The organism is Streptomyces sp. CA-210063 (assembly GCF_024612015.1).
Classification (GTDB): domain Bacteria; phylum Actinomycetota; class Actinomycetes; order Streptomycetales; family Streptomycetaceae; genus Streptomyces.
In genome coordinates, this window is the sequence record NZ_CP102512.1 from 1607550 (window position 1) to 1625578 (window position 18029).

23 protein-coding genes are annotated in these 18029 nt (G+C 71.6%); 5 read left to right on the forward strand and 18 right to left on the reverse strand.

Annotated features, from left to right (window positions below; genetic code table 11):
* Positions 1-57 precede the first annotated feature (57 nt).
* The 3 genes from JIX56_RS06975 to JIX56_RS06985 all read left to right on the forward strand — a co-directional run bounded on the left by JIX56_RS06975 (position 58) and on the right by JIX56_RS06985 (position 2732).
* On the forward strand, positions 58-1551 hold the full coding sequence (locus tag JIX56_RS06975) for a bifunctional phosphatase PAP2/diacylglycerol kinase family protein (protein WP_257537889.1): 1494 nt from the start codon (positions 58-60) through the stop codon (positions 1549-1551).
* A gap of 145 nt (positions 1552-1696) precedes the next feature.
* The gene (locus JIX56_RS06980; protein ID WP_257537890.1) at positions 1697-2518 is read left to right on the forward strand and encodes a class I SAM-dependent methyltransferase; all 822 of its coding nucleotides are present in this window, start codon (positions 1697-1699) and stop codon (positions 2516-2518) included.
* 43 nt (positions 2519-2561) lie between these two features.
* On the forward strand, positions 2562-2732 hold the full coding sequence (locus JIX56_RS06985) for a hydrophobic protein (protein ID WP_152172599.1): 171 nt from the start codon (positions 2562-2564) through the stop codon (positions 2730-2732).
* Between the two features lie 38 nt (positions 2733-2770).
* Here JIX56_RS06985 and JIX56_RS06990 read toward each other — a convergent pair whose 3' ends face one another.
* From JIX56_RS06990 to JIX56_RS07050, 13 genes are all read right to left on the reverse strand, one after another.
* Entirely contained in the window at positions 2771-3052 is a 282-nt protein-coding gene (locus tag JIX56_RS06990) for a gas vesicle protein K (protein WP_033529790.1), read from the reverse strand.
* Entirely contained in the window at positions 3049-3237 is a 189-nt protein-coding gene (locus tag JIX56_RS06995) for a gas vesicle protein (RefSeq protein ID WP_257537891.1), read from the reverse strand. The genes JIX56_RS06990 and JIX56_RS06995 overlap by 4 nt, the downstream gene beginning before the upstream one ends.
* Entirely contained in the window at positions 3234-3992 is a 759-nt protein-coding gene (locus JIX56_RS07000; RefSeq protein ID WP_257537892.1) for a GvpL/GvpF family gas vesicle protein, read from the reverse strand. The genes JIX56_RS06995 and JIX56_RS07000 overlap by 4 nt, the downstream gene beginning before the upstream one ends.
* On the reverse strand, positions 3989-4354 hold the full coding sequence (locus tag JIX56_RS07005) for a gas vesicle protein (protein WP_257537893.1): 366 nt from the start codon (positions 4352-4354) through the stop codon (positions 3989-3991). The genes JIX56_RS07000 and JIX56_RS07005 overlap by 4 nt, the downstream gene beginning before the upstream one ends.
* Entirely contained in the window at positions 4351-5592 is a 1242-nt protein-coding gene (locus JIX56_RS07010) for an SRPBCC family protein (RefSeq protein ID WP_257537894.1), read from the reverse strand. Before JIX56_RS07010 ends, JIX56_RS07005 begins: the two co-directional genes overlap by 4 nt.
* Positions 5585-6250 (reverse strand): DNA primase, encoded by a 666-nt coding sequence (locus JIX56_RS07015; RefSeq protein WP_257537895.1) that lies wholly within the window; start codon positions 6248-6250, stop codon positions 5585-5587. The genes JIX56_RS07010 and JIX56_RS07015 overlap by 8 nt, the downstream gene beginning before the upstream one ends.
* Positions 6247-6510 (reverse strand): gas vesicle protein GvpG, encoded by a 264-nt coding sequence (locus JIX56_RS07020; RefSeq protein WP_257537896.1) that lies wholly within the window; start codon positions 6508-6510, stop codon positions 6247-6249. The genes JIX56_RS07015 and JIX56_RS07020 overlap by 4 nt, the downstream gene beginning before the upstream one ends.
* A gap of 67 nt (positions 6511-6577) precedes the next feature.
* Positions 6578-7327 (reverse strand): GvpL/GvpF family gas vesicle protein, encoded by a 750-nt coding sequence (locus JIX56_RS07025; RefSeq protein ID WP_257537897.1) that lies wholly within the window; start codon positions 7325-7327, stop codon positions 6578-6580.
* On the reverse strand, positions 7324-7749 hold the full coding sequence (locus JIX56_RS07030) for a gas vesicle structural protein GvpA (protein ID WP_257537898.1): 426 nt from the start codon (positions 7747-7749) through the stop codon (positions 7324-7326). The genes JIX56_RS07025 and JIX56_RS07030 overlap by 4 nt, the downstream gene beginning before the upstream one ends.
* Before the next feature lie 46 nt (positions 7750-7795).
* Positions 7796-8203 (reverse strand): gas vesicle protein GvpO, encoded by a 408-nt coding sequence (locus tag JIX56_RS07035; protein WP_257537899.1) that lies wholly within the window; start codon positions 8201-8203, stop codon positions 7796-7798.
* A gap of 52 nt (positions 8204-8255) precedes the next feature.
* Positions 8256-9182, reverse strand: coding sequence for a non-homologous end-joining DNA ligase (gene ligD / locus JIX56_RS07040; protein ID WP_257537900.1), 927 nt, complete (start codon positions 9180-9182; stop codon positions 8256-8258).
* 43 nt (positions 9183-9225) lie between these two features.
* Complete coding sequence (locus tag JIX56_RS07045) at positions 9226-11073, reverse strand: transketolase (RefSeq protein WP_257537901.1); 1848 nt, start codon at positions 11071-11073, stop codon at positions 9226-9228.
* The gene (locus tag JIX56_RS07050; RefSeq protein WP_257537902.1) at positions 11070-12731 is read right to left on the reverse strand and encodes an FAD-dependent oxidoreductase; all 1662 of its coding nucleotides are present in this window, start codon (positions 12729-12731) and stop codon (positions 11070-11072) included. Before JIX56_RS07050 ends, JIX56_RS07045 begins: the two co-directional genes overlap by 4 nt.
* Before the next feature lie 223 nt (positions 12732-12954).
* Between JIX56_RS07050 and JIX56_RS07055 the strand changes: the two genes are divergently transcribed.
* Positions 12955-13920, forward strand: coding sequence for a TIGR03557 family F420-dependent LLM class oxidoreductase (locus tag JIX56_RS07055; protein WP_257537903.1), 966 nt, complete (start codon positions 12955-12957; stop codon positions 13918-13920).
* A 76-nt stretch (positions 13921-13996) separates the two neighbouring features.
* Here JIX56_RS07055 and JIX56_RS07060 read toward each other — a convergent pair whose 3' ends face one another.
* Together JIX56_RS07060 and JIX56_RS07065 are read right to left on the reverse strand one after the other, a co-directional pair.
* Positions 13997-15064: an SDR family oxidoreductase gene (locus JIX56_RS07060; RefSeq protein WP_257537904.1), complete on the reverse strand. Its 1068-nt coding sequence runs from the start codon at positions 15062-15064 to the stop codon at positions 13997-13999.
* Between the two features lie 13 nt (positions 15065-15077).
* A complete protein-coding gene (locus tag JIX56_RS07065) occupies positions 15078-15605 on the reverse strand; it encodes a phage holin family protein (RefSeq protein ID WP_257537905.1) in 528 nt (175 codons plus the stop codon).
* 226 nt (positions 15606-15831) lie between these two features.
* Here JIX56_RS07065 and JIX56_RS07070 point away from each other — a divergent pair, with 226 nt between their 5' ends.
* Positions 15832-16185 (forward strand): VOC family protein, encoded by a 354-nt coding sequence (locus JIX56_RS07070; protein ID WP_257537906.1) that lies wholly within the window; start codon positions 15832-15834, stop codon positions 16183-16185.
* 42 nt (positions 16186-16227) lie between these two features.
* On the opposite strand, the gene JIX56_RS07075 is transcribed toward JIX56_RS07070, so the two are convergent.
* From JIX56_RS07075 to JIX56_RS07085, 3 genes are read right to left on the reverse strand one after another with little or no spacing between them, the layout of a single operon-like run.
* Positions 16228-17124, reverse strand: a complete 897-nt coding sequence (locus JIX56_RS07075) for an arginase family protein (RefSeq protein ID WP_257537907.1) — start codon at positions 17122-17124, stop codon at positions 16228-16230.
* 58 nt (positions 17125-17182) lie between these two features.
* Complete coding sequence (locus tag JIX56_RS07080; protein ID WP_257537908.1) at positions 17183-17743, reverse strand: GNAT family N-acetyltransferase; 561 nt, start codon at positions 17741-17743, stop codon at positions 17183-17185.
* 26 nt (positions 17744-17769) lie between these two features.
* Positions 17770-18018 carry a LapA family protein gene (locus JIX56_RS07085; protein ID WP_257537909.1) on the reverse strand — a complete coding sequence of 83 codons (249 nt, stop codon included), beginning with the start codon at positions 18016-18018 and terminating at the stop codon, positions 17770-17772.
* Between the last annotated feature and the right edge of the window lie 11 nt (positions 18019-18029).

An 18029-nucleotide genomic window follows, 5' to 3' on the forward strand; every position in this document is an offset into this window, starting at 1 on the left:
TCACCTACCCCACCCCCGCCCGACACGCTTCCGCCGCCATGGGGTACCCGTGGACACATGACCCCAGACGTCGACCTCACCGTCCGCCCCCCGGGCCACCACATACTCCGCGACCGTTTCCTCGCCGCGGACAGCCGCCTCTTCAACGCGGTGGCGACCCGCGACTGGCCCGGCGCCCACCCCCTCCTGCCGAAGCTGAGCCGCGCCGCGAACCACGGCGTTCTGTGGTTCGCCACGGCGGCGGCGATCGCGGCGACCCGGAGCCCGAGGGCCCGCAGGGCGGCCGTCCGGGGCGTCGCCTCCCTCGCCCTCGCCTCGGCGACGATCAACACCCTCGGCAAGCGCTCGATCCGCCGCCCCCGCCCGGTCCTGGACAACGTCCCGATGATGCGCCAGCTGAAGCGCCAGCCGATCACCACGTCCTTCCCGTCGGGCCACTCCGCCTCCGCCGCCGCCTTCGCGACCGGCGTCGCCCTGGAGTCCCGCGGCTGGGGCGCGGCGGTCGCGCCGCTGGCGGCCGCGGTGGCGCTGTCCCGCGTCTACACCGGCGTGCACTTCCCGAGCGACGTCCTGGTGGGCGCCGCCCTGGGCGTGGGCGCCGCCTATGCCGTACGGGGCATGGCGCCGACCCGTGACCAGCTCCCGCCACCCGGCCGCCCGTACGTGGACGCGCCCGCGCTGCCGGACGGGCACGGTCTGGTCGTGGTCGCCAACCTGGCCTCGGGCACGTCGGACCGCGTACGCGCGCTGCGGGACACCCTGCCCGGCGCCGAGACCGTGGAGTGCGAACCGGAGGACATGAAGGCCGAGTTGGAGAAGGCCGCCGCCCGCGCCCGGGTGCTCGGCGTGTGCGGCGGCGACGGCACGGTGAACGCCGCCGCCGAGGTGGCCCTGCGCCACGGCCTCCCCCTCGCCGTACTCCCCGGCGGCACCCTCAACCACTTCGCGCACGACCTCGGCGTGGAGGACGTACGCGACCTGGGCCGCGCCGTGCGCCAGGGCGAGGCCGTCCGGGTGGACCTCGGGCACTTCGCGACCGAGAAGACGGAGGGCCACTTCCTCAACACGTTCAGCCTGGGCGTCTATCCGGAGCTGGTCCGGGAGCGCGAGCGCTGGGAGCGGATGATCGGCGGCTGGCCGGCCGGGGTGATCGCGGCGCTGCGGGTCCTGCGCTCCGACCGCCATCCGCTCCAGGCCACCTTCCTGGGCCGGCCGCGCCCGATCTGGCTGCTCTTCGCGGGCAACGGCACGTACCACCGGCTGGGCCTCGCCCCGGCCCGCCGGTTCGACCTGGCCGACGGTCTGCTGGACGTCCGTGTCGTGCACGGCGGCCGCCGCCCGGCGCTGCGGCTGCTGGCCGCGGCCGTCGCCGGCCCGCTGACCCGCACCCCGGCCCACGCGGCGGTCCGCGTACGCCGGCTCCGGGTGGACGGCATCGCGCCGGGCACCCTCCTCGCGTACGACGGTGAAGTCACTGAGGTGGAAGGCGATCTGACGCTGCGCAAGATCCCGGAGGCGCTGACGGTCTACCGGCCCGTACCGATGCACTGAGGCATCACAGAGGCAAGAGACACCCAGGCGGCAGCCAGTCCACAATTCAAGACGGCGGTCTCATCATTCGACATGGTCGCGTACGGTTCGAGCACGAACTCGGGGACCTCGCGGACCTCGCGGACCTCATGGAAGGGGAACGGCCATGTCGAAGGCACGGGAGACCGCCGTCTACACGCACGGACACCATGAGTCGGTGCTGCGCTCGCACACCTGGCGGACGGCCGCCAACTCGGCGGCCTACCTCCTCGGTTCGCTGAAGCCCCACATGAAGATCCTGGACATCGGGTGCGGTCCGGGCACCATCACCGCGGACCTGGCCGCCCTGGTCCCGGACGGGCATGTCACCGGCGTCGACCACGCCCTGGGCATCCTGGACCAGGCCCGCGCCACGGCCGCCGAACGCGGCCTGAGCAACGTGGACTTCGCGGTCGCGGACGTCCACGCACTCGACTACCCCGACGACACCTTCTGCGTGGTCCACGCGCACCAGGTGCTCCAGCACGTCGGCGACCCGGTCCAGGCGCTGCGCGAGATGCGCCGGGTCACCAGGCCGGGCGGTCTTGTCGCCGTCCGTGACTCCGACTACGCGGCGATGACCTGGTTCCCCGAGTCCCCGGGCCTGGACGACTGGCTGGACCTGTACCGCCGCATGGCCCGCGCCAACGGCGGCGAGCCCGACGCGGGGCGCCGGCTGAAGTCGTGGGCGCTGCGCGCCGGGCTCACCGACATCACGGCCACCTCCGCCACCTGGACCTACGCCACGGCGGACGAGCGGGCCTGGTGGAGCGGACTGTGGGCGGACCGGACGGTCGCCTCCTCCTACGCCGAGCGGGCCACCGAGAGCGGTCACGCCACGGTCGAGCGGCTCGACGCGATCGCGGCGGCCTGGCGGGAATGGGGGCGGCGGGAGGACGGCTGGTTCGCCGTACTGCACGGAGAAATTCTCTGCCGTAAGGCGGCCTGATCGAGCGAATTCTGGAAACCCGAACCATCAGGAGGTTCGCATAATGGTTCCCATCCTGCTGGTACTGCTTCTGGTGCTGATTCTTTTCGGCGCCGGATTCGCGGTGAAGGTTCTCTGGTATATCGCACTGGCCGTTCTGGTGCTGTGGCTCCTCGGATTCCTGGTGCGCGGTACGTCCGCCTCCGGAGGAAGGGGCCGCTGGTACAGGTGGTGAATCCGCCCGAACCACAAGTGAATTCACTCCCGCATTACTCATTCCCGCGGTAGCAACGGTCCGAGCGGCCCGAGGTCCAGATTGAGGTCCTCGGGCCGCAGGCCGTAGCGCTCGCGCAGCTCGGTCATCCGGTCGTCGAGAAGCATCAGGGTGAGCCCGATGCGTTCCTCCTGGTCCTCCGAGAGCTCCCCGGTGTCGAAGCGGCGCAGCGCCTGCCGCTCCATCAGCTGACGGAGCAGTTCGACGACGGTCAGGACCAGCTTGACCAGGTCCCGTTCCACCGTGTCCGGCTCCAGTTCGAGACGGTTGCGGCCGGTCACTCGATACCTCCCCAGGGTGACGGAACCTGTGCGTTCACGGAGCTGATCAGGGCGTTCAGATCGATACGGACGAGGTCGACGTCCGCGATGCGCAGGGTGAGGTCGCCCGTGATGACGACCCCGCCGGCGAGGAGCCGGTCGAGGAGATCGACGAGGGCCACTTCACGACGTTCCACGACGGTCACGGATTTTCCTCCCCGCTGAAGGAATACGCCGCCCACGGTCCGGTGAGTTCCACGCGCAATCCCGGCTCCTCACCCTTCGTGCGATCCACCAGTTCCACGAACTCCTCGGAATGGGTGCGCGGCACCAAATAGGCCGCGTTCAGCACATTGCGGCCTGGAACACCGGAGAGCGCCGAATTCTGGGGGGCGTGCAGCCGGCTGTTCTCGGCGAATTCCGACAGAGTCTCGTGCAGGCGGCGCGCGAACCGCTCGGCGTTCTCCCACATCTCCTCGTGGGCCCGGTGGCTCCGGCGCCGCTGCCGCAGATAGTCGCGACCGCTGGAGATCTTCGCCGGTTCCTGGGAAGGCTCCTCGGCCTCGGATTCCGCGTACACCTTGACGCCCCATTCCACCCGGCCCGCCAGCCGGTCCAGGGTCCGCAGGAAGCTCTCCTCGCGGGCCTCCAGCATGACCCGTACGCCGCTGTCGTCGCGGAACACGGTGCCTAGCCGCAGCGGCAGGGGCGTGGTGACGACGGTGAGCGCGTCGATCACGCTCTGGTGGGCGCGGGCGGTCTCGGTCAGCCAGTCCAGGTCCTCCAGGTGCGCGCGGAGCGGCTCCTCCGCGAAGTCGCGCTCCGGCACCTCGCTGACCACGGCGATCAGGTCGTGGTGGCGCAGTTGCCGGGGCGGCGCGCCGGCGACCCCGGTGAGCTGGGACTGGAGGGCCGCGTCGAAGGGGCGGCAGACGGCGTACACATAACGCAGTCCGGTCATGAGGGCTCCTCTCTGGCGCGGCCGCGCTCGATGGACCGCTCCGGCTCCCGCCGGTACCCGTCGTCGTCCAGTTCGGCGAGGCGGGCCCGCAACTCGGCGTTCTCACGGGAGAGTTCGTCACGGCGGGCGTTCGAGGACAGCGCCGGGTCGGTCTCCCACCAGTCGATCCCCATCTCCTTGGCCTTGTCGACGGAGGCGACGATGAGGCGCAGCTTGATGGTGAGCAGCTCGATGTCGAGCAGGTTGATGCGGATGTCGCCGGCGATCACTACGCCCTTGTCGAGTACACGCTCCAGGATGTCGGCCAGGTTGGCGCTCCCGTTCTGCCCGTACGGCTCGGGGACTCGGCTCGGGAAGGTCATCGTCGGCTCCCGCCCGCGGTGGCCCGTTCCTCGTCCTCATCCTCGTACGGTTCCTCGTCGATGTCCTCTCCGGCGTCGCCCTCGGCCTCGGGAACCTCCTCGTACTCGTCCTCCGGGGCCTCCTCGTCGCCTTCCTCGGCCTCGTCGCCTTCCTCTGCCTCGTCGGCGTACTCGTCGGCCTCGTCCGTCTCATCGCGCTCATCGCGCTCATCGGCCTCGGCCGGCTCGTAGGAGTCGCGGGGCTCCTCGTCCGGCTCCGGCTCCTCCTCCCCGTACTCGGATTCGGCCTCGTCCTCGGGCTCGCCCTCGGCCTCCTCGCGCTGCTCCTCCTCCGCGAGGGCGTCCTCGTGGCTGACGACGACCTCGCCGTCGCGGATCTCGCCGCGCCAGCCGTCCTCGGCCTCGCCACGGAGGGTGATGAAGCGGGCGAAGTTCTTGAGGTCGAGCCGCGCCCGGCGGCCCTGGGCGCGCCAGATGTTGCCGGTCTTCTCGAAGAGGCCCTTCGGGTAGTACTCGATGACCAGCAGAACCCGGGTGAGGTTGTCCGCGAGGCGATGGAAGGTGACGGCCCCCTTCGTGGTGCCCTTGGCGCCCTCCGACGTCCAGGTGATCCGGTCGTCGGGCACCTGCTCGGTGGTGTGGGCCTTCCAGCTGCGGTTGGACCAGAACACCTTCAGCTGCCAGTCGGAGTGGGTGTCGTCGGCCCGGTCGGCGCTCTTCACGCCCTTGGCGAAGGTGCTGAAGCTCTGAAATCGCGTCCACTGGTCGTACGCGGTACGCACCGGCACCCCGACGTCGATGGACTCGACGATCACCGTGGGCTTGTTGCCCGAGCCGCCCTTGCGTGTGCCCTTGCCGCCACCGAGGTTCTTGAGCGCGTCGAGCACATTGTCCTTGGCGCGGCCCGCGCCCACCTCCAGGGCGGTGCGCAACGGCCCCTTGCCCTCGGCGAGTTTGCGGCCGCCCTCGAGGGCGAGCTTCGCGAAGCCGGGGCTGTTGCCCTCGGCGATGTCGTTGAGCTTGACGGTCGTCTCGCCGAGCTTGCGGCCGGCGCCGACGAGGAGCCGCTGGGCCTGGGCGGCCAGATACTCCCGGGCCTCGGCCTTGAGATGGTCGACGGCCTCGCTGTGGACCACGTCGGTGAGCGGACTGCTCTTCGTCGCGTCCTTCGCCCGGTCCGTCGCGCCGGTCGCCCCACGGGTCGCGCGGCCGGTCGCCGCGCCGAGGGTGTCAGTCATCGCCGCCGCCTCCCCTCGTGGTCCGCGCCCGGGTGGCCTTGCGTGCGGCCTTCTTGGCCGGGGCGCTGCCGGCGGCCGTCTTCTTCGCCGCGGCCTTCCTCGGCGTGGCCTTCCGGGCGGAAGGGGCGGCCGTCTTTTTCGCGGGGGCCTTCTTCACCGCCCGCTTGCGCGGTGACTGCCGCTCGTCCTCGGATGCGTCGTGGCCGACCCGCGGTTTCTCGTCCCCGCCGCCCCTACCCGTCCCGTCCCCGGGGCTCCGCCCCGGACCCCGCTCCTCAAGCGCCGGAGGGGCTGAATCCTCCCGGGCCTCCTCCTCGCCGCGCCCCGGCAGGTCAGGGGCCGCTCCGGCCAGCTGGTCGCGCACCTGTGAGGTGCGCCCGTGCAGCCGGTCGGCGAGCCCTTCGATCTGCCGCTCGACGAGCGCGCCGGTGGCCGCCTTGCCGACACCGCGCAGGTCCTCGCGCAGCTGGTCCCCGATCTCCTTGAACTGCGGGTTGTTCTGCAGCTGTTGTGACACCAGGTCCGCGAGCGCCCGCGGGCTCAGTTGCATCCGCTTGCCGGCCACCATGGTGCCGACCGCGAACGCGAGTTTCATTTTCTTGGTACGTCCGAGAACGTATCCGGCCCCGATGGCGAGGCCCAGTCCCAGTCGATTCATCCTGTCCTCCCGTCGCCGGTTCCCGTGCTCCGGCGCGCGCTGATCTCCAGCCGGTCGAGAAGCTCGTCCTCCAGGCGGTCGAACTCCTCCTCATCGATCTCGCCCGCTTCGAGCCGCTGCTCGAGGCGGGCGAGTTCGGCGCGGACGGCCGCCGGGTCGTAGTACTGGCGCTCGGCCTCGGTGAGCACTTGTCTCACCGCCCAGAAGCTGCCGCGCACCGGTGCGAACGGCAGCAGCAGCACCTCGGTGATCAATCCCATGTACTCGCCTCCTCGGCCTGAGAACGCCGCGCGCAGGGCGCGCCGTGAACACGCGTGCGGAACGCTGTCAGTGCGTGGTCTCCGCGGGCTGTGAGGGGCCCGGTTCGACGAAGCTGTACGGCGGCAGCGGCCCGTTCACGCGGACCTCGATATGCGGATGGCTCTTGCGAAGCTGCTCCACGGCGGCGAGGAACACCTCGGCCGACTGCCGGTCCACGAGGAACGACACATTGGCGAGCCAGCCGGTGGACTCGGGACCCGCGCTGACGGCGGTCGCGGCCGGCTCCAGTGCCCGCTGCAGCTCCGCCGCGTCCTCGGCCTCCCGGGCCTGCACCGCGGCGACCACCATCTCGCCGAGCCGCAGCCGGTCCTCGTAAGTGCCGCCGCCCGCCTGCCGGTTGGCCTCGGTGAGGGCGCGCAGCTCGGGGTTCTCCCCCATCACACGGTGCAGCACGGCCTCTTCGTCGTGGCTGGCCTTGACGTTGTACTCGACCTTGCCGTCCAGGGCGCCGAGCCGCTCCAGGTAGTGCTCCGCGCGTTCGGCGAGCACCCCGGTGACGGACGCGTCGTCCGGTGCGACACTGCCGAACCGCATGGGCAGCAGGGGGCCGCCCGCACCCGCCTCGCTCAGGACGTTCTGGTGGGCGAGCAGGTCCTTGCGCTTGGGGCGCAGCCCCTCGGGGGCCTCGCTGACGATCGCCGCCAGCTCGCCCTCCTGGAGGATGCGCACGGGGCGCGCGGGGTCGCCCACGCCGCCCATGCCCTCGGGAAGTGCGGGGTGTGAGCTCGCGGCGATGCCGTAGACGTACGTGCTCACTCCTGTTCCTCCCTCTTGCGCGAGCTCGTGGTCTTACGGGCCCGTGGCCGCGATTCGGTCTGGCCCTCGTCGCGGGCCTGCCGGAAGGCGTCGGAGACCGTCTCGGCGGCGCCGGACAGCGCCCCCTTGGACTTGCCGCGCGCACCGGACTCGGTGATCTCACCGACGAGATCCGGCAGGCCGGGGTTCTTGCGCGGCCCGGCCTCCAGGTCGAGCCGGTTGCACGCCTCGGCGAAGCGCAGATAGGTGTCGACGCTGGCGACGACGACCCGGACGTCGATCTTCAGGATCTCGATGCCGACCAGGGAGACTCGTACGAAGGCGTCGATGACGAGCCCCCTGTCGAGGATGAGTTCCAGGACGTCGTACAGGCCGCTGCTGCCGCCTCCGCCGCCGGACTGCTGTGCCGGGACTACGGTCATGCCGGCTGATCCTCCTTGTCTGTGGATGCTGGAGCGGGACGGCGGCCTAGCGGCCGCCGGGGCGATGTGGGTCGGCCCTCCCGCGTTCGTAACGGCGGACGCGCCGGTAGCCGGTGAGTTCGCCCTGGGGGTCGAGTTCCACCCGATAGCTCGCGAGCAGGCTCATCGTGTCGGGGACCCTGGCGATCTCCAGGACCTCGACCTCCAACGTCCAGCCGTCCTCGTTCTGTTCGAAGGACGACACGGATTCGGGCGCCATGCCGGTCAGCTCCGCGAGCTGGGTCCGCGCGTGGCGCAGCACCTGTATGGGGCTGGGGCGGTCGTCCGACGCGTCATGCCGTGAATCCCCGGAGGACTCGCGCTCCTCGTTCGATTCCTGCGCTTCTTCCGGTTCATCCGATTTCTGGGATTTACGTGAACTCTGTGTTTTTGATGTGTTGGATGTGTTCGACATGGCCACCTCGAAGACCGAGTGGCCCCACGTCCGTTGGCCAAACCTTCTGGGCTCACCCGCGCAGCGCCGTGAGCCGTCGCCGCGCCGGCCCCAGGGCACGGCCCCTGCTCATCGCCCCCGCCCAGGGGTTGGTCCGGGCCTGTTCGACGGCGTCCTCCAGCGTCCAGCGCCGGGCGTCGACGGCCGGATCGTCCAACTGCTCCCAGGTCAGGGGCGTGGCCACGGGCGCGCCGGGGCGTGCCCGTACGGTGAAGGGGGCGACGGCGGTCTGGGCGTAGGCGTTGCGCTGCACGTCGAGGTAGAGCCGGTCGCCGCGGTCCTTCTTGCGGGCCTCGGTGGTGAGCCGGTCGGGGTGGGCCCGGACGAGTTCCTCCGCGATCTCCTTGGCGAAGTCGCGTACGGCGTCGAAGTCGTCGCGCCCGTTCAGCGGTACGACGATGTGGACACCCTTGGAGCCGGTGGTCATCGGCGCGGACGGCAGCTTCAACTCGTCGAGCAGCTCCCTTACGTCCCTTGCCGCTTCGCGGACCTGCTCGAAGTCGTCCACCGCCGGGTCGAGGTCGAGGACCAGCCGGTCGGGCCGGTCGACGTGGCCCACCTTGGAGAGCCAGCGGTGCAGGGTGAGGCACGCCTGGTCGGCGAGGTAGACCAGGGTGGCCGCGTCCTCGCACACCGGGTGGAGGACCGTGCCGCCCTCCTTGGGCACCTCGACCCGTTCGATCCAGTCCGGGTAGTGCTCGGGCGTGTTCTTCTGCATGAACATGGGCCCGTCGAGCCCGTCGGGATGCCGTTCCAGCATCAGCGGGCGCCCGCGCAGATGGGGCAGCATGAACGGGGCGACGGCACGGTGGTAGGCGACCAGGTCGCCCTTGGTGTACTCCCTGCCGCCGCCGTTCCCGTCGGCGGGGAACAGCACCTTGTCCGGTCGGTGGATCTCGACGCCACGCCGGCCGACCCGCATCGTGTGCGTGTCCCCCATCTCCGACTCCCCTCTGTGGACGGGTTGTTCGCGCCAAGGCCGCTCAGGGCGCGATCGCGTGCTCCACCAGCAGCCGTCCGGCCGCCGTGATCGCCTCCGCGTCGATGCCCGCCTCCCGCAGCTGCTCCTCGGGGGAGGCCGAGCCCGGCATCGTGCGGACGGCGAGGCGGACCAGGCGGGGCACCGGCCGGCCGTCGAGGAAGGCGTCGAGGACCGCGTCACCGAGTCCGCCCTCCTCGTGGTGGTCCTCGACGGTGAGGAGGCAGCCGGTGCGTTCGGCGGCCTCGCGCAGGGTGCGCCGGTCGACGGGCTTGACCGAGTAGAGGTCGATCACCCGGACCTGGATGCCCTCGGCGTCCAGCGCGTCGGCGGCCTTCAGCGCCTCGTGGACGGTGACCCCGGCCGCGACGACCGTCAGCCGGTCGGTGTCCGAGGCGCGCAGCACCTTGCTTCCGCCGACCGGGAACTCCTCGGTCGGGCTGTAGAGAACGGGCGTGTCGCCCCTGGACGTGCGCAGATAGCGGATGCCCTCGAGGCCGGCCATCGCGCCGACGAGCTTGGCGGTCTGGTTGGCGTCGCACGGGTACAGCACGGTCGAGCCGTGCACCGCGCGCATCATCGCCAGGTCCTCCAGGCCCATCTGTGAGGGCCCGTCCTGCCCGATGGCGACGCCCGCGTGCGAGCCGACGAGGTTGATGCCGGACCCGCTGATCGACGCCATGCGGATGAAGTCGTGGGCGCGGCTGAGGAACGCCGCGAACGTGGAGACGTACGGCACCCAGCCGCGTGACGCGAGCCCCACCGCGGCGGCCACCAGCTGCTGTTCGGCGATGTAGCACTCGAAGAACCGGTCGGGGTGCTCCTTGGCGAAGAACTCGGCGCGCGTGGAGTCGCCGACCTCGCCGTCCAGGGCGACGACATCACCGCGCGCGGTACCGAGCGCGGCGAGCGCCTGCCCGAAGGCGTTCCGGGTGGCGACCTCGTCGCCGGTCTCGTAGCGCGGCAGCTCCAGGTGCCCGGTGCGTACGGCGTGCAGCATCCGGGCGGCGGGCGGCTGTTGGACCTCGACGCGGATGTCGTGCACGCCGCCGAGTTCGGCGATCGCCTCCTCGGCGTCCTTGAGCGGCTTGCCGTGCAGGCCCTCGCGGTCCTGGACGGCCTCGACGCCCTTGCCCTTGAGGGTGCGGGCGAGGATCACGGTGGGCTGGCCCTTGGTGGACTCGGCCTCGCCGTAGGCGCGGGCGACGGCGTCCACGTCGTGCCCGTCGATCTCGATCGTGTGCCAGCCGAAGGCCGCGAAGCGGCGGGCGTAGGCGTCCAGGTCGTGTCCGTGGCGGGTGGGCCCGCGCTGGCCGAGCCGGTTGACGTCGACGATCGCGGTGAGGTTGTCCAGATGCTCGTACGAGGCGTGCTCGGCGGCCTCCCACACCGATCCCTCGGCGAGTTCGCTGTCCCCGCACAGCACCCACACCCGGTAGCCGGTGCGGTCCAGCCGCTTCCCGGCCAGCGCGATACCGACGCCGACGGGCAGCCCCTGGCCGAGCGAGCCGGTGGCCGTCTCCACCCAGGGCAGCTTGCGCGGTGTCGGGTGCCCTTCGAGACGGCTGCCGTGCTTGCGGAACGTCATCAGCTCGGTCTCACTGATCGCGCCGGCCGCCTTGTACGCGGAGTACAGCAGCGGTGAGGCGTGGCCCTTGGACAGCACGAAGCGGTCGTTGCCGGGGTGCTGGGGGCGGTCGAAGTCGTAGCGCAGATGCCCGGCGAGCAGCACCGCCATCAGCTCGGCCGCCGACATCGACGACGTCGGGTGCCCCGACCCCGCGGCCCCCGAGGCACGAATACTGTCGACCCGCAACTGCTGGGCCAGATCGGTGAGTTGACGGCTCTTCATGAGTCTCCTTCCGAACCCTTGGCGGGCTTCTGAGGGTCATCGGGGGCCGGGCTCCGCGACGGCGCCGGCTTGGGGTTCTCGGGCGCCCCCGGCACCGCGGTCGGTCCGGGCTTCGCGGGTGGGTGCTGCTCAGGGGCGGACCGGGAGTGGTCCGATGCCCCGGGCACCGGTGCGGCGTGTGGTTCCTCCAAGGCCCCTGGCACCGCCGCGGGCCCCGGCTTGGCAGGTGCTTCCTGCTTGCGTGCGGCTCCGGGCCCGCCCGACACCCCGGCCCGATCGGGCGCGGTCCGTGCTTCCCGCTGCTCCGGCCTCTCCGGCGTCCCCCGGCCCTTCTCCGCCCCCGCCTTCTCCGGTCCGCCCGGCATCCTGGCCAGTTCCGGTGAGGCCGTGTCCAGGGGTACCGACCAGGACCGTACGAGGCCCAACTGGACGCCCTGGCGGGGCAGTACGGCGTCGAGGAGCCAGTCGGCGGCGACGCGGATGCGGTTGCCGGGCATGGCGGCGAGGTGGTAGCCGCGGGTGACGGCTCCGGCGACGGGGCCGGACAGCGGTATGCCGAGGGGGTTGGCGGCGGCCTTGACGCCGCCGAGGTCCACGACGAAGCCCAGGTCGCTGTGGCGGTAGGGCTTGGGCTCACCCCGGCCGAGGGAGGCCGCGACGTTGTGCCCGGCCACCTTCCCCTGCCGCCAGGCGTGTTGGGCGGTCATCGGCGTGTACTCGCCGGGCTTGGTCAGATCGGGCACGGCGGCCGCGTCCCCGCAGGCGAACACCTCGGGCCGCCCGGGCACGTGCAGCGTGGGCTCGACGAGCAGCCGGCCTCGTTCCATCGGCAGCCCGAGCGACTCGGCGAGCGGATCGGGCCGTACGCCCACGCACCACACCAGCGTGCGCGTGTCGACGAACTCCCCGTCGCTCAGCAGCACTCCGGTCGGCGTCGCCTCCTTCACGGAGGTCCCCATCCGGACATCGACACCCCGCTGCCGCAGCACCCGGTCGGCGGTCCGCGACAGCTTCTCGTCCATCTCGGGCATCACCCGCTTCGCGATGTCGAGCAGGATCCAGCGCGGCCGCATGCCCTCCCGCAACGGCTGCCTGCGTACCAGCGCGTCGGTGAACAGCTGGCCGTGCGCGGCGACCTCGGTGCCGGTGTATCCGGCACCGACCACCACGAAGGTGCAGCGCGCGCCGCAGCTCTTGGGGTCCTCGCCACCCGCCGCCAGTTCGACCTGCCGGGTCACGTGGTCCCTGAGGTACAGCGCCTCGGGCAGCCCCCGGAAGCCATGGGCGTGCTCGGCGACGCCCGGGATGGGCAGCAGCTTGTTGACGCTGCCGGCGGCGAGCACCAGCCGGTCGTAGGTGAGCGTGCCGACGCCGCCCTCGGGGTCCGAGTAGTGCACGGTGCGCGCGTCGAGGTCGATGTCGTCGGCCTCCCCCAGCACCAGGCGGACATGGCGCAGGGTGCCGGCGAGGGAGACGGTGACCCGGCGTGGTTCCAGGATGCCGGCGGCGACCTGGGGCAGCAGGGGCAGATACAGGAAGTAGTCGGTCGGGTTGAGCAGGGTGATGTCGGCCTTGTTCCGGGTCAGCCGCGACAGGGTGCGGGCCGTCCGGTAGCCGGCGAAGCCGGCTCCGACGATCACGATGCGGGGTCGACTCACGGTTCGCCTCCGGCGGGGTCGCGCAGAGGAGCCTCAGCGTCCTCAGGCGTAGGGGTCCTGAGCGTCGTCCTCAGGCACAGGGGTCCTGTGACGTACGAGCCTTCCGCGTCCCCCTGGTCAAGGCGCCCAAACCGGCAGGGCGTCCGAACGTCCGTGGGTTTCCCCGGTGACCCCCGGGTACTCGGACCCCGACCCGACCCGCACCCGTCGCGGAGGTACCCCCATGCCCGCATACGGATACTTCTTGGCGACCGAGGAGTTCGGTCCCGCTGAGCTGATCGAGCAGGCGAGGATGGCCGAGCAGGCCGGATTCCAGCACCTGTGGATCTCGGACCACTACCATCCCTGGAACGACGCCCAGGGTCAGAGCCCGTTCGTGTGGTCGGTGATCGGCGCGCTCTCCGAGGCCGTGTCGCTGCCGATCGAGACGGCGGTGACCTGCCCGACGGTGCGGATCCACCCGGCGGTCGTCGCCCAGGCGGCGGCGACCAGTTCGGTGATGACCGGCGGCCGTTTCCGGCTCGGCATCGGCTCGGGCGAGGCGCTCAACGAGCATGTCCTCGGCACCCGCTGGCCCCCGGCGGACGTCCGTCTGGAGATGCTGGAGGAGGCGGTCCAGGTGATGCGACGCCTGTTCACCGGCGAGGAGGTCACCCATCGCGGCCCCCACTACACGGTGGAGAACGCCCGCCTCTACACGGTCCCCGACGAGCACGTCCCCATCGACATCTCCGGTTTCGGCTCCAAGGCCACCGGGCTCGCCGCCCGCATCGGCGACGGCTTCATCACCATGGGCCCCGACGAGGAACTGGTGGCCCAGTACCGCAAGGGCGGCGGGGGCGGGAAACTCGTCAGCGGCGGTACGAAGGTGTGCTGGGGCCCCGACCGCGACGCGGCCGTCCGTCTCGTCCGCAGCCTCTGGTCGAGCCAGCTCCTGCCCGGCGAGATGGCCCAGATCCTGCCCACCCCCAGCCACTTCGAGCAGTTGGAGCCGCTGGTCACCGAACAGATGGTCAGCGAGAACACGGTCTGCGGCGACGACGTCGACGAACACGTCGCCGAACTGACCGCCTTCGCCGACGCCGGCTTCGACCGCGTCTACGTCAGCCAGATAGGCCCCGACCAGCGCGGCTTCTTCGACTTCTACCGCACGAAGGTCCTCCCCCAACTCCAACAGGGCCCCAACTGACCCACACCACCCCACAGTTCTCGGCCCAGATGGTGCTCCCTCTCCTCATCATCTGGGCCGAGCATCATCTGGGGCATCAGCTGGGCCGAGAACGACCGCGACGGCGCAGGCCGGTGGTCGTCGCGGCGCCCAGCCCGCCCAGCACCAGGCCCGCGCCCACCCGGTTCCGGTTCCGTGAGACCCAGTTCTGCGGGCTCCCCGTCACCGCCTCGGAGTCGAAGCGTCCATGCGCCCCGAAGTCCCGCCCGTGGGGACCGTCCGCAGGGGTCCACAGATTCCCGTGACCGCCGTAATCGCCGAGGTCCTCCCGCTGCTTCCCCGCTTCCCCCGCATCCCACTGATCCTGCTGGGACTCGACCCCGGTACGAGCGAGATACCGCTCGACCAGCGCGGGCGCCACCGCGTTGGCGATCAGGGCCGCCACCGTCGACCCGCCCACCCAGTACTCCCGCCGCCGCCCGTGCCCCGCCGCGTGCACGATCGCCCGCGCGGCGACCTCCGGCTGGTAGATGGGGGCGACGGGCCGCGCCCGCCCCGGCAGACGGTTCAACACCCAGTCGAACTGAGGGGTGTTGACGGCCGGCAGCTGCACCATGGTCGTACGCACATGCGCGCCCGCGTGCAGCAGCTCGCACCGCAGGGACTCGTTGAAGCCCTGGATCGCGTGCTTGGCCCCGCTGTACGCGGACTGCAGCGGGACGCCCCGGTAGGCGAGCGCGGAGCCGACCTGGACGACGGTGCCTCGGTCGCGCGGCAGCATGTGCCGCAGCGCCGCCCGGGTCCCGAACACATAGCCCAGGTACGTCACTTCCGTCACCCGCCGGAACTCGTCGGGCGTGATGTCCATGAAGGGCGCGAACACCCCGGCGAAGGCGTTGTTGACCCACACGTCGATGCCGCCGAACGCGTCGACGACCTGCTGGGCCGCGTCGTCCACGGCCTTCACGTCGGCCATGTCCACGGGCACGACCAGCGCCTCGCCCCCGGCCCGCTGCACCTCGTCGGCCGCCGCCGCGAGCCCCTCACGCCCCCGGGCGAGCAGCGCCACCCGGTCGCCCCGGGCGGCGAAGGCCACGGCCGCGGCCCGGCCGACGCCACCGCTGGCCCCGGTCACGACCACGGTCCTGCGGCGGCGTACGGACATCACGACACTCCCGTCAGGCCCTGTGATGCGGCGTCTCGGGGTCGATACCCGGCGGGGGCGGCGCCCCGGCCGCCGTACCGGGCGCAGGTCCACCCACGGCCCCGGTCCCACCGCCGGGCGCGACGGGCGGCACCGGCGGATAACCGGCCGGGCCCATCCCACCCGGGGGCATCCCCGGCGCCGTACCACCGACGACCTGGTCACGACCCGCCGCGAGCTCCCCCTCGCGCCCGGCCGTGGGCCGGGACGCCGAAGGACGGGCCGCGCCCCTGAGCACATAGGCCACCACACCGAGCACGACGGCCGTGATCAGCGCGGCCGCCCAGTCGGGCAGGCCCAGCGAGAGCGCCAGACCGAGGGCCAGCGCGAGGGCGGCACCCGCGTACAGGGCGACGGCACCGGACGCGGCGTACAGCGCGGCCCTACGGCGCTGCTTGCGCGTCTGCTGCCGCAGCTCGTCCCGTACGGTCTCGCGCGCCACCAGCGCCAGCTCGTCGACCAGGTGCTTGTCCAGATGTTCCAGATGATCCAAGCGGTCCATGCCGCCCGAGTACCCGGGCCGGGACCCGCGTAACGGCGCGTCCGGGGGGGCCGGCGGACGGCGGACGAGGGACGGCGGACGGCGGACGGCGGACGGCGGACGAGGGACGGCGGACGGCGGACGGCGGACGGCGGACGGCGGACGGGTGATCGATCAGCGAGCCGATCCGGTCCAACCGTCCGAAACGATCTCCCTTTCCCGGCCGGCCCCAACTAGGCTTTTCCGCATGGAGATTCTCGGCACCACGCTCCGCATCTGCGTCGACGACCTGGAAGCCGCGGTCCCGTTCTACGAGAGACTCTCGGGCGGACCGGCGATGCGCTTCGAACGCGGCGGCGTCCAGGTCGCCGCCGTCGGCTGTTTCCTCCTGATGAGCGGCCCGGAGTCCGAGTTGGAGGTCCTACGCAAGGTCACCGCCACCATCGCGGTCAAGGACGTCGACGAGGCCCACCAGGTCCTCACCGACTCGGGCGCCCAGGTGCTGGCGGGACCGATCCCCACCCCTGTCGGCCGCAATCTCATCGCGGTCCACCCCGACGGTTCGGTCTACGAGTACGCGGACCGCCGGACGGTCGGGTAGCTCCGGTCGTCCGACGCAGGCGGGTGCCCGGCGGCCGGAGGGTCAGTCGGCGAACGCGGTCACCACGATGTCCGTGAGCAGCGCGCCCGCCGTGCCGTCGGGGTCGAGATCGGGGTCGTAGATGGTGATGTTGAGGCCGACGCAGTGCGGTGACCTGACCAGCGGGCGGAGCAGTGCGGTCAGTTCGTCGGCGAGGAGCCCGTCGGGGTCGGGGCTGTCGACGGCGGGCATGACGGACGGGTCGAGGACGTCGGCGTCGAGATGCACCCAGAAACCGGCCGGCTCCGGCGTCTCGAAGCTCTGCGCGGTGACCCGGGCGAGATCCTCCGCACCCCAGGTCCGCAGCTCGCCGACGGTCACGACGGGGATCTTCAGCGCGGCCAGTTCGGCCCGGTCGTCCTCGAACTCGTCCCGGATGCCGAAAAGCCGTACGTCCTCGTCGCGCAGATAGGGCCCGAGCCCCTCCAGGTCCGTCAGGTCGGACTGCCCCCGCCCGGTGCCGAGCGCCAGTTCCTCTCCGCCGGCCGCCCCGACCCGGTCGGAGTTCCCCGGATGCCGGAAGTCGGCGGACGCGTCGATCGCGACCAGTCCGTACCGCCCGATCCGCCGCAGGGCGAGCGAGGCGCCGAGCTGGATCGAACAGTCCCCGCCCAGGACGACGGGCAGCTCACCGGCTCGGACATGCCGTTCGATCCGGTCGGCGAGCCTGCGCGTGTACGAGGCGATCGCGGCCGCGTTGAAGACGCCGTCGCCCTCCTGCCAGTTCCCCCGGTCGTAGCGCGGCGGCACCACCACCCCGCCCTCCAGCGCTCCGAGCCGCCGCACGATGCCCTGCTCCCGCAGCGCACCGGCGAGCTTGTAGCAGCCGGGCACGGTACCCGGGGCGGGCGGCCGCAGGCCGAGGTTCGAGGGGGCGTCCACGACGACGATGTTCCGCATGGATCTCATCCTGCGCGACGGGAAGGCCGCCGGGGCGGGAATCACTCATTCCTGCGGCTCACGCCCGGGACCCCCGGTCTCGTCCCATCTCGGCGGTGACGGCCCACCGCTGGTGGTCCCGCCAGGCCCCGTCGATGAACAGGAAGTCCGGCGAGAACCCCTCCAGCCGGAATCCGCACCGCCGGGCCAGCGCGATGGAGGCGGCATTCCCCGGCTGCACGTTGATCTCCAGCCGGTGCAGCCCCATCGCCCCGAACGCGTGGTCGACGACCAGCCCGAGCGCCTCCCGCATCAGCCCCCGCCCGGCGGCGTGCGCGAACGCCCCGTATCCGAGGGCGCCGCACTGGAAGCCGCCCTCCACGATGTTGTTGATGTTGATGAACCCGGCGATCCCCCCGCCGTCCTTCTCGCACACCAGGAACCCGGCCTTCGTCGGGTCCTCGATGAGCCGCCCCGCGTACGCGGCGTACGCGGCGGCTGTGGTCGGCGGGAACAACCACGGCTGGTGCAGGGCCTTGCTCTCCCGCGCCCGCGCGGTGAACTCGGCGCCGTCGTCGGGTGTGAAGTGTCGTATCCCCACACGGGGGCCTTCAGCGAGGTAACGAACGTTCTCAGCCACCTCGCCACGGTACGTCGGTGCGCGCGTCACCTGCGCCGTCTCATGAAGAACGCCCCGCACAGGGCCCCGATCAATCCCGTCCCCAGCAGCGCCAGCCACAGCGGCATGGTGACCTCGGAGACCAACAGCTCGATCTCGGTGTTCTGCGTGTTCTGGAAGACGAAGACGAGCGCGAGCACCGCGAGCACACCCACGATGACCCGGCCGGGTGTCAGCAGATCACCCCACCGCTTCCGCCCGTGCGTCCGGACACGTTCCGATGTCTTCGGGCTCATGTCTCCAGGAT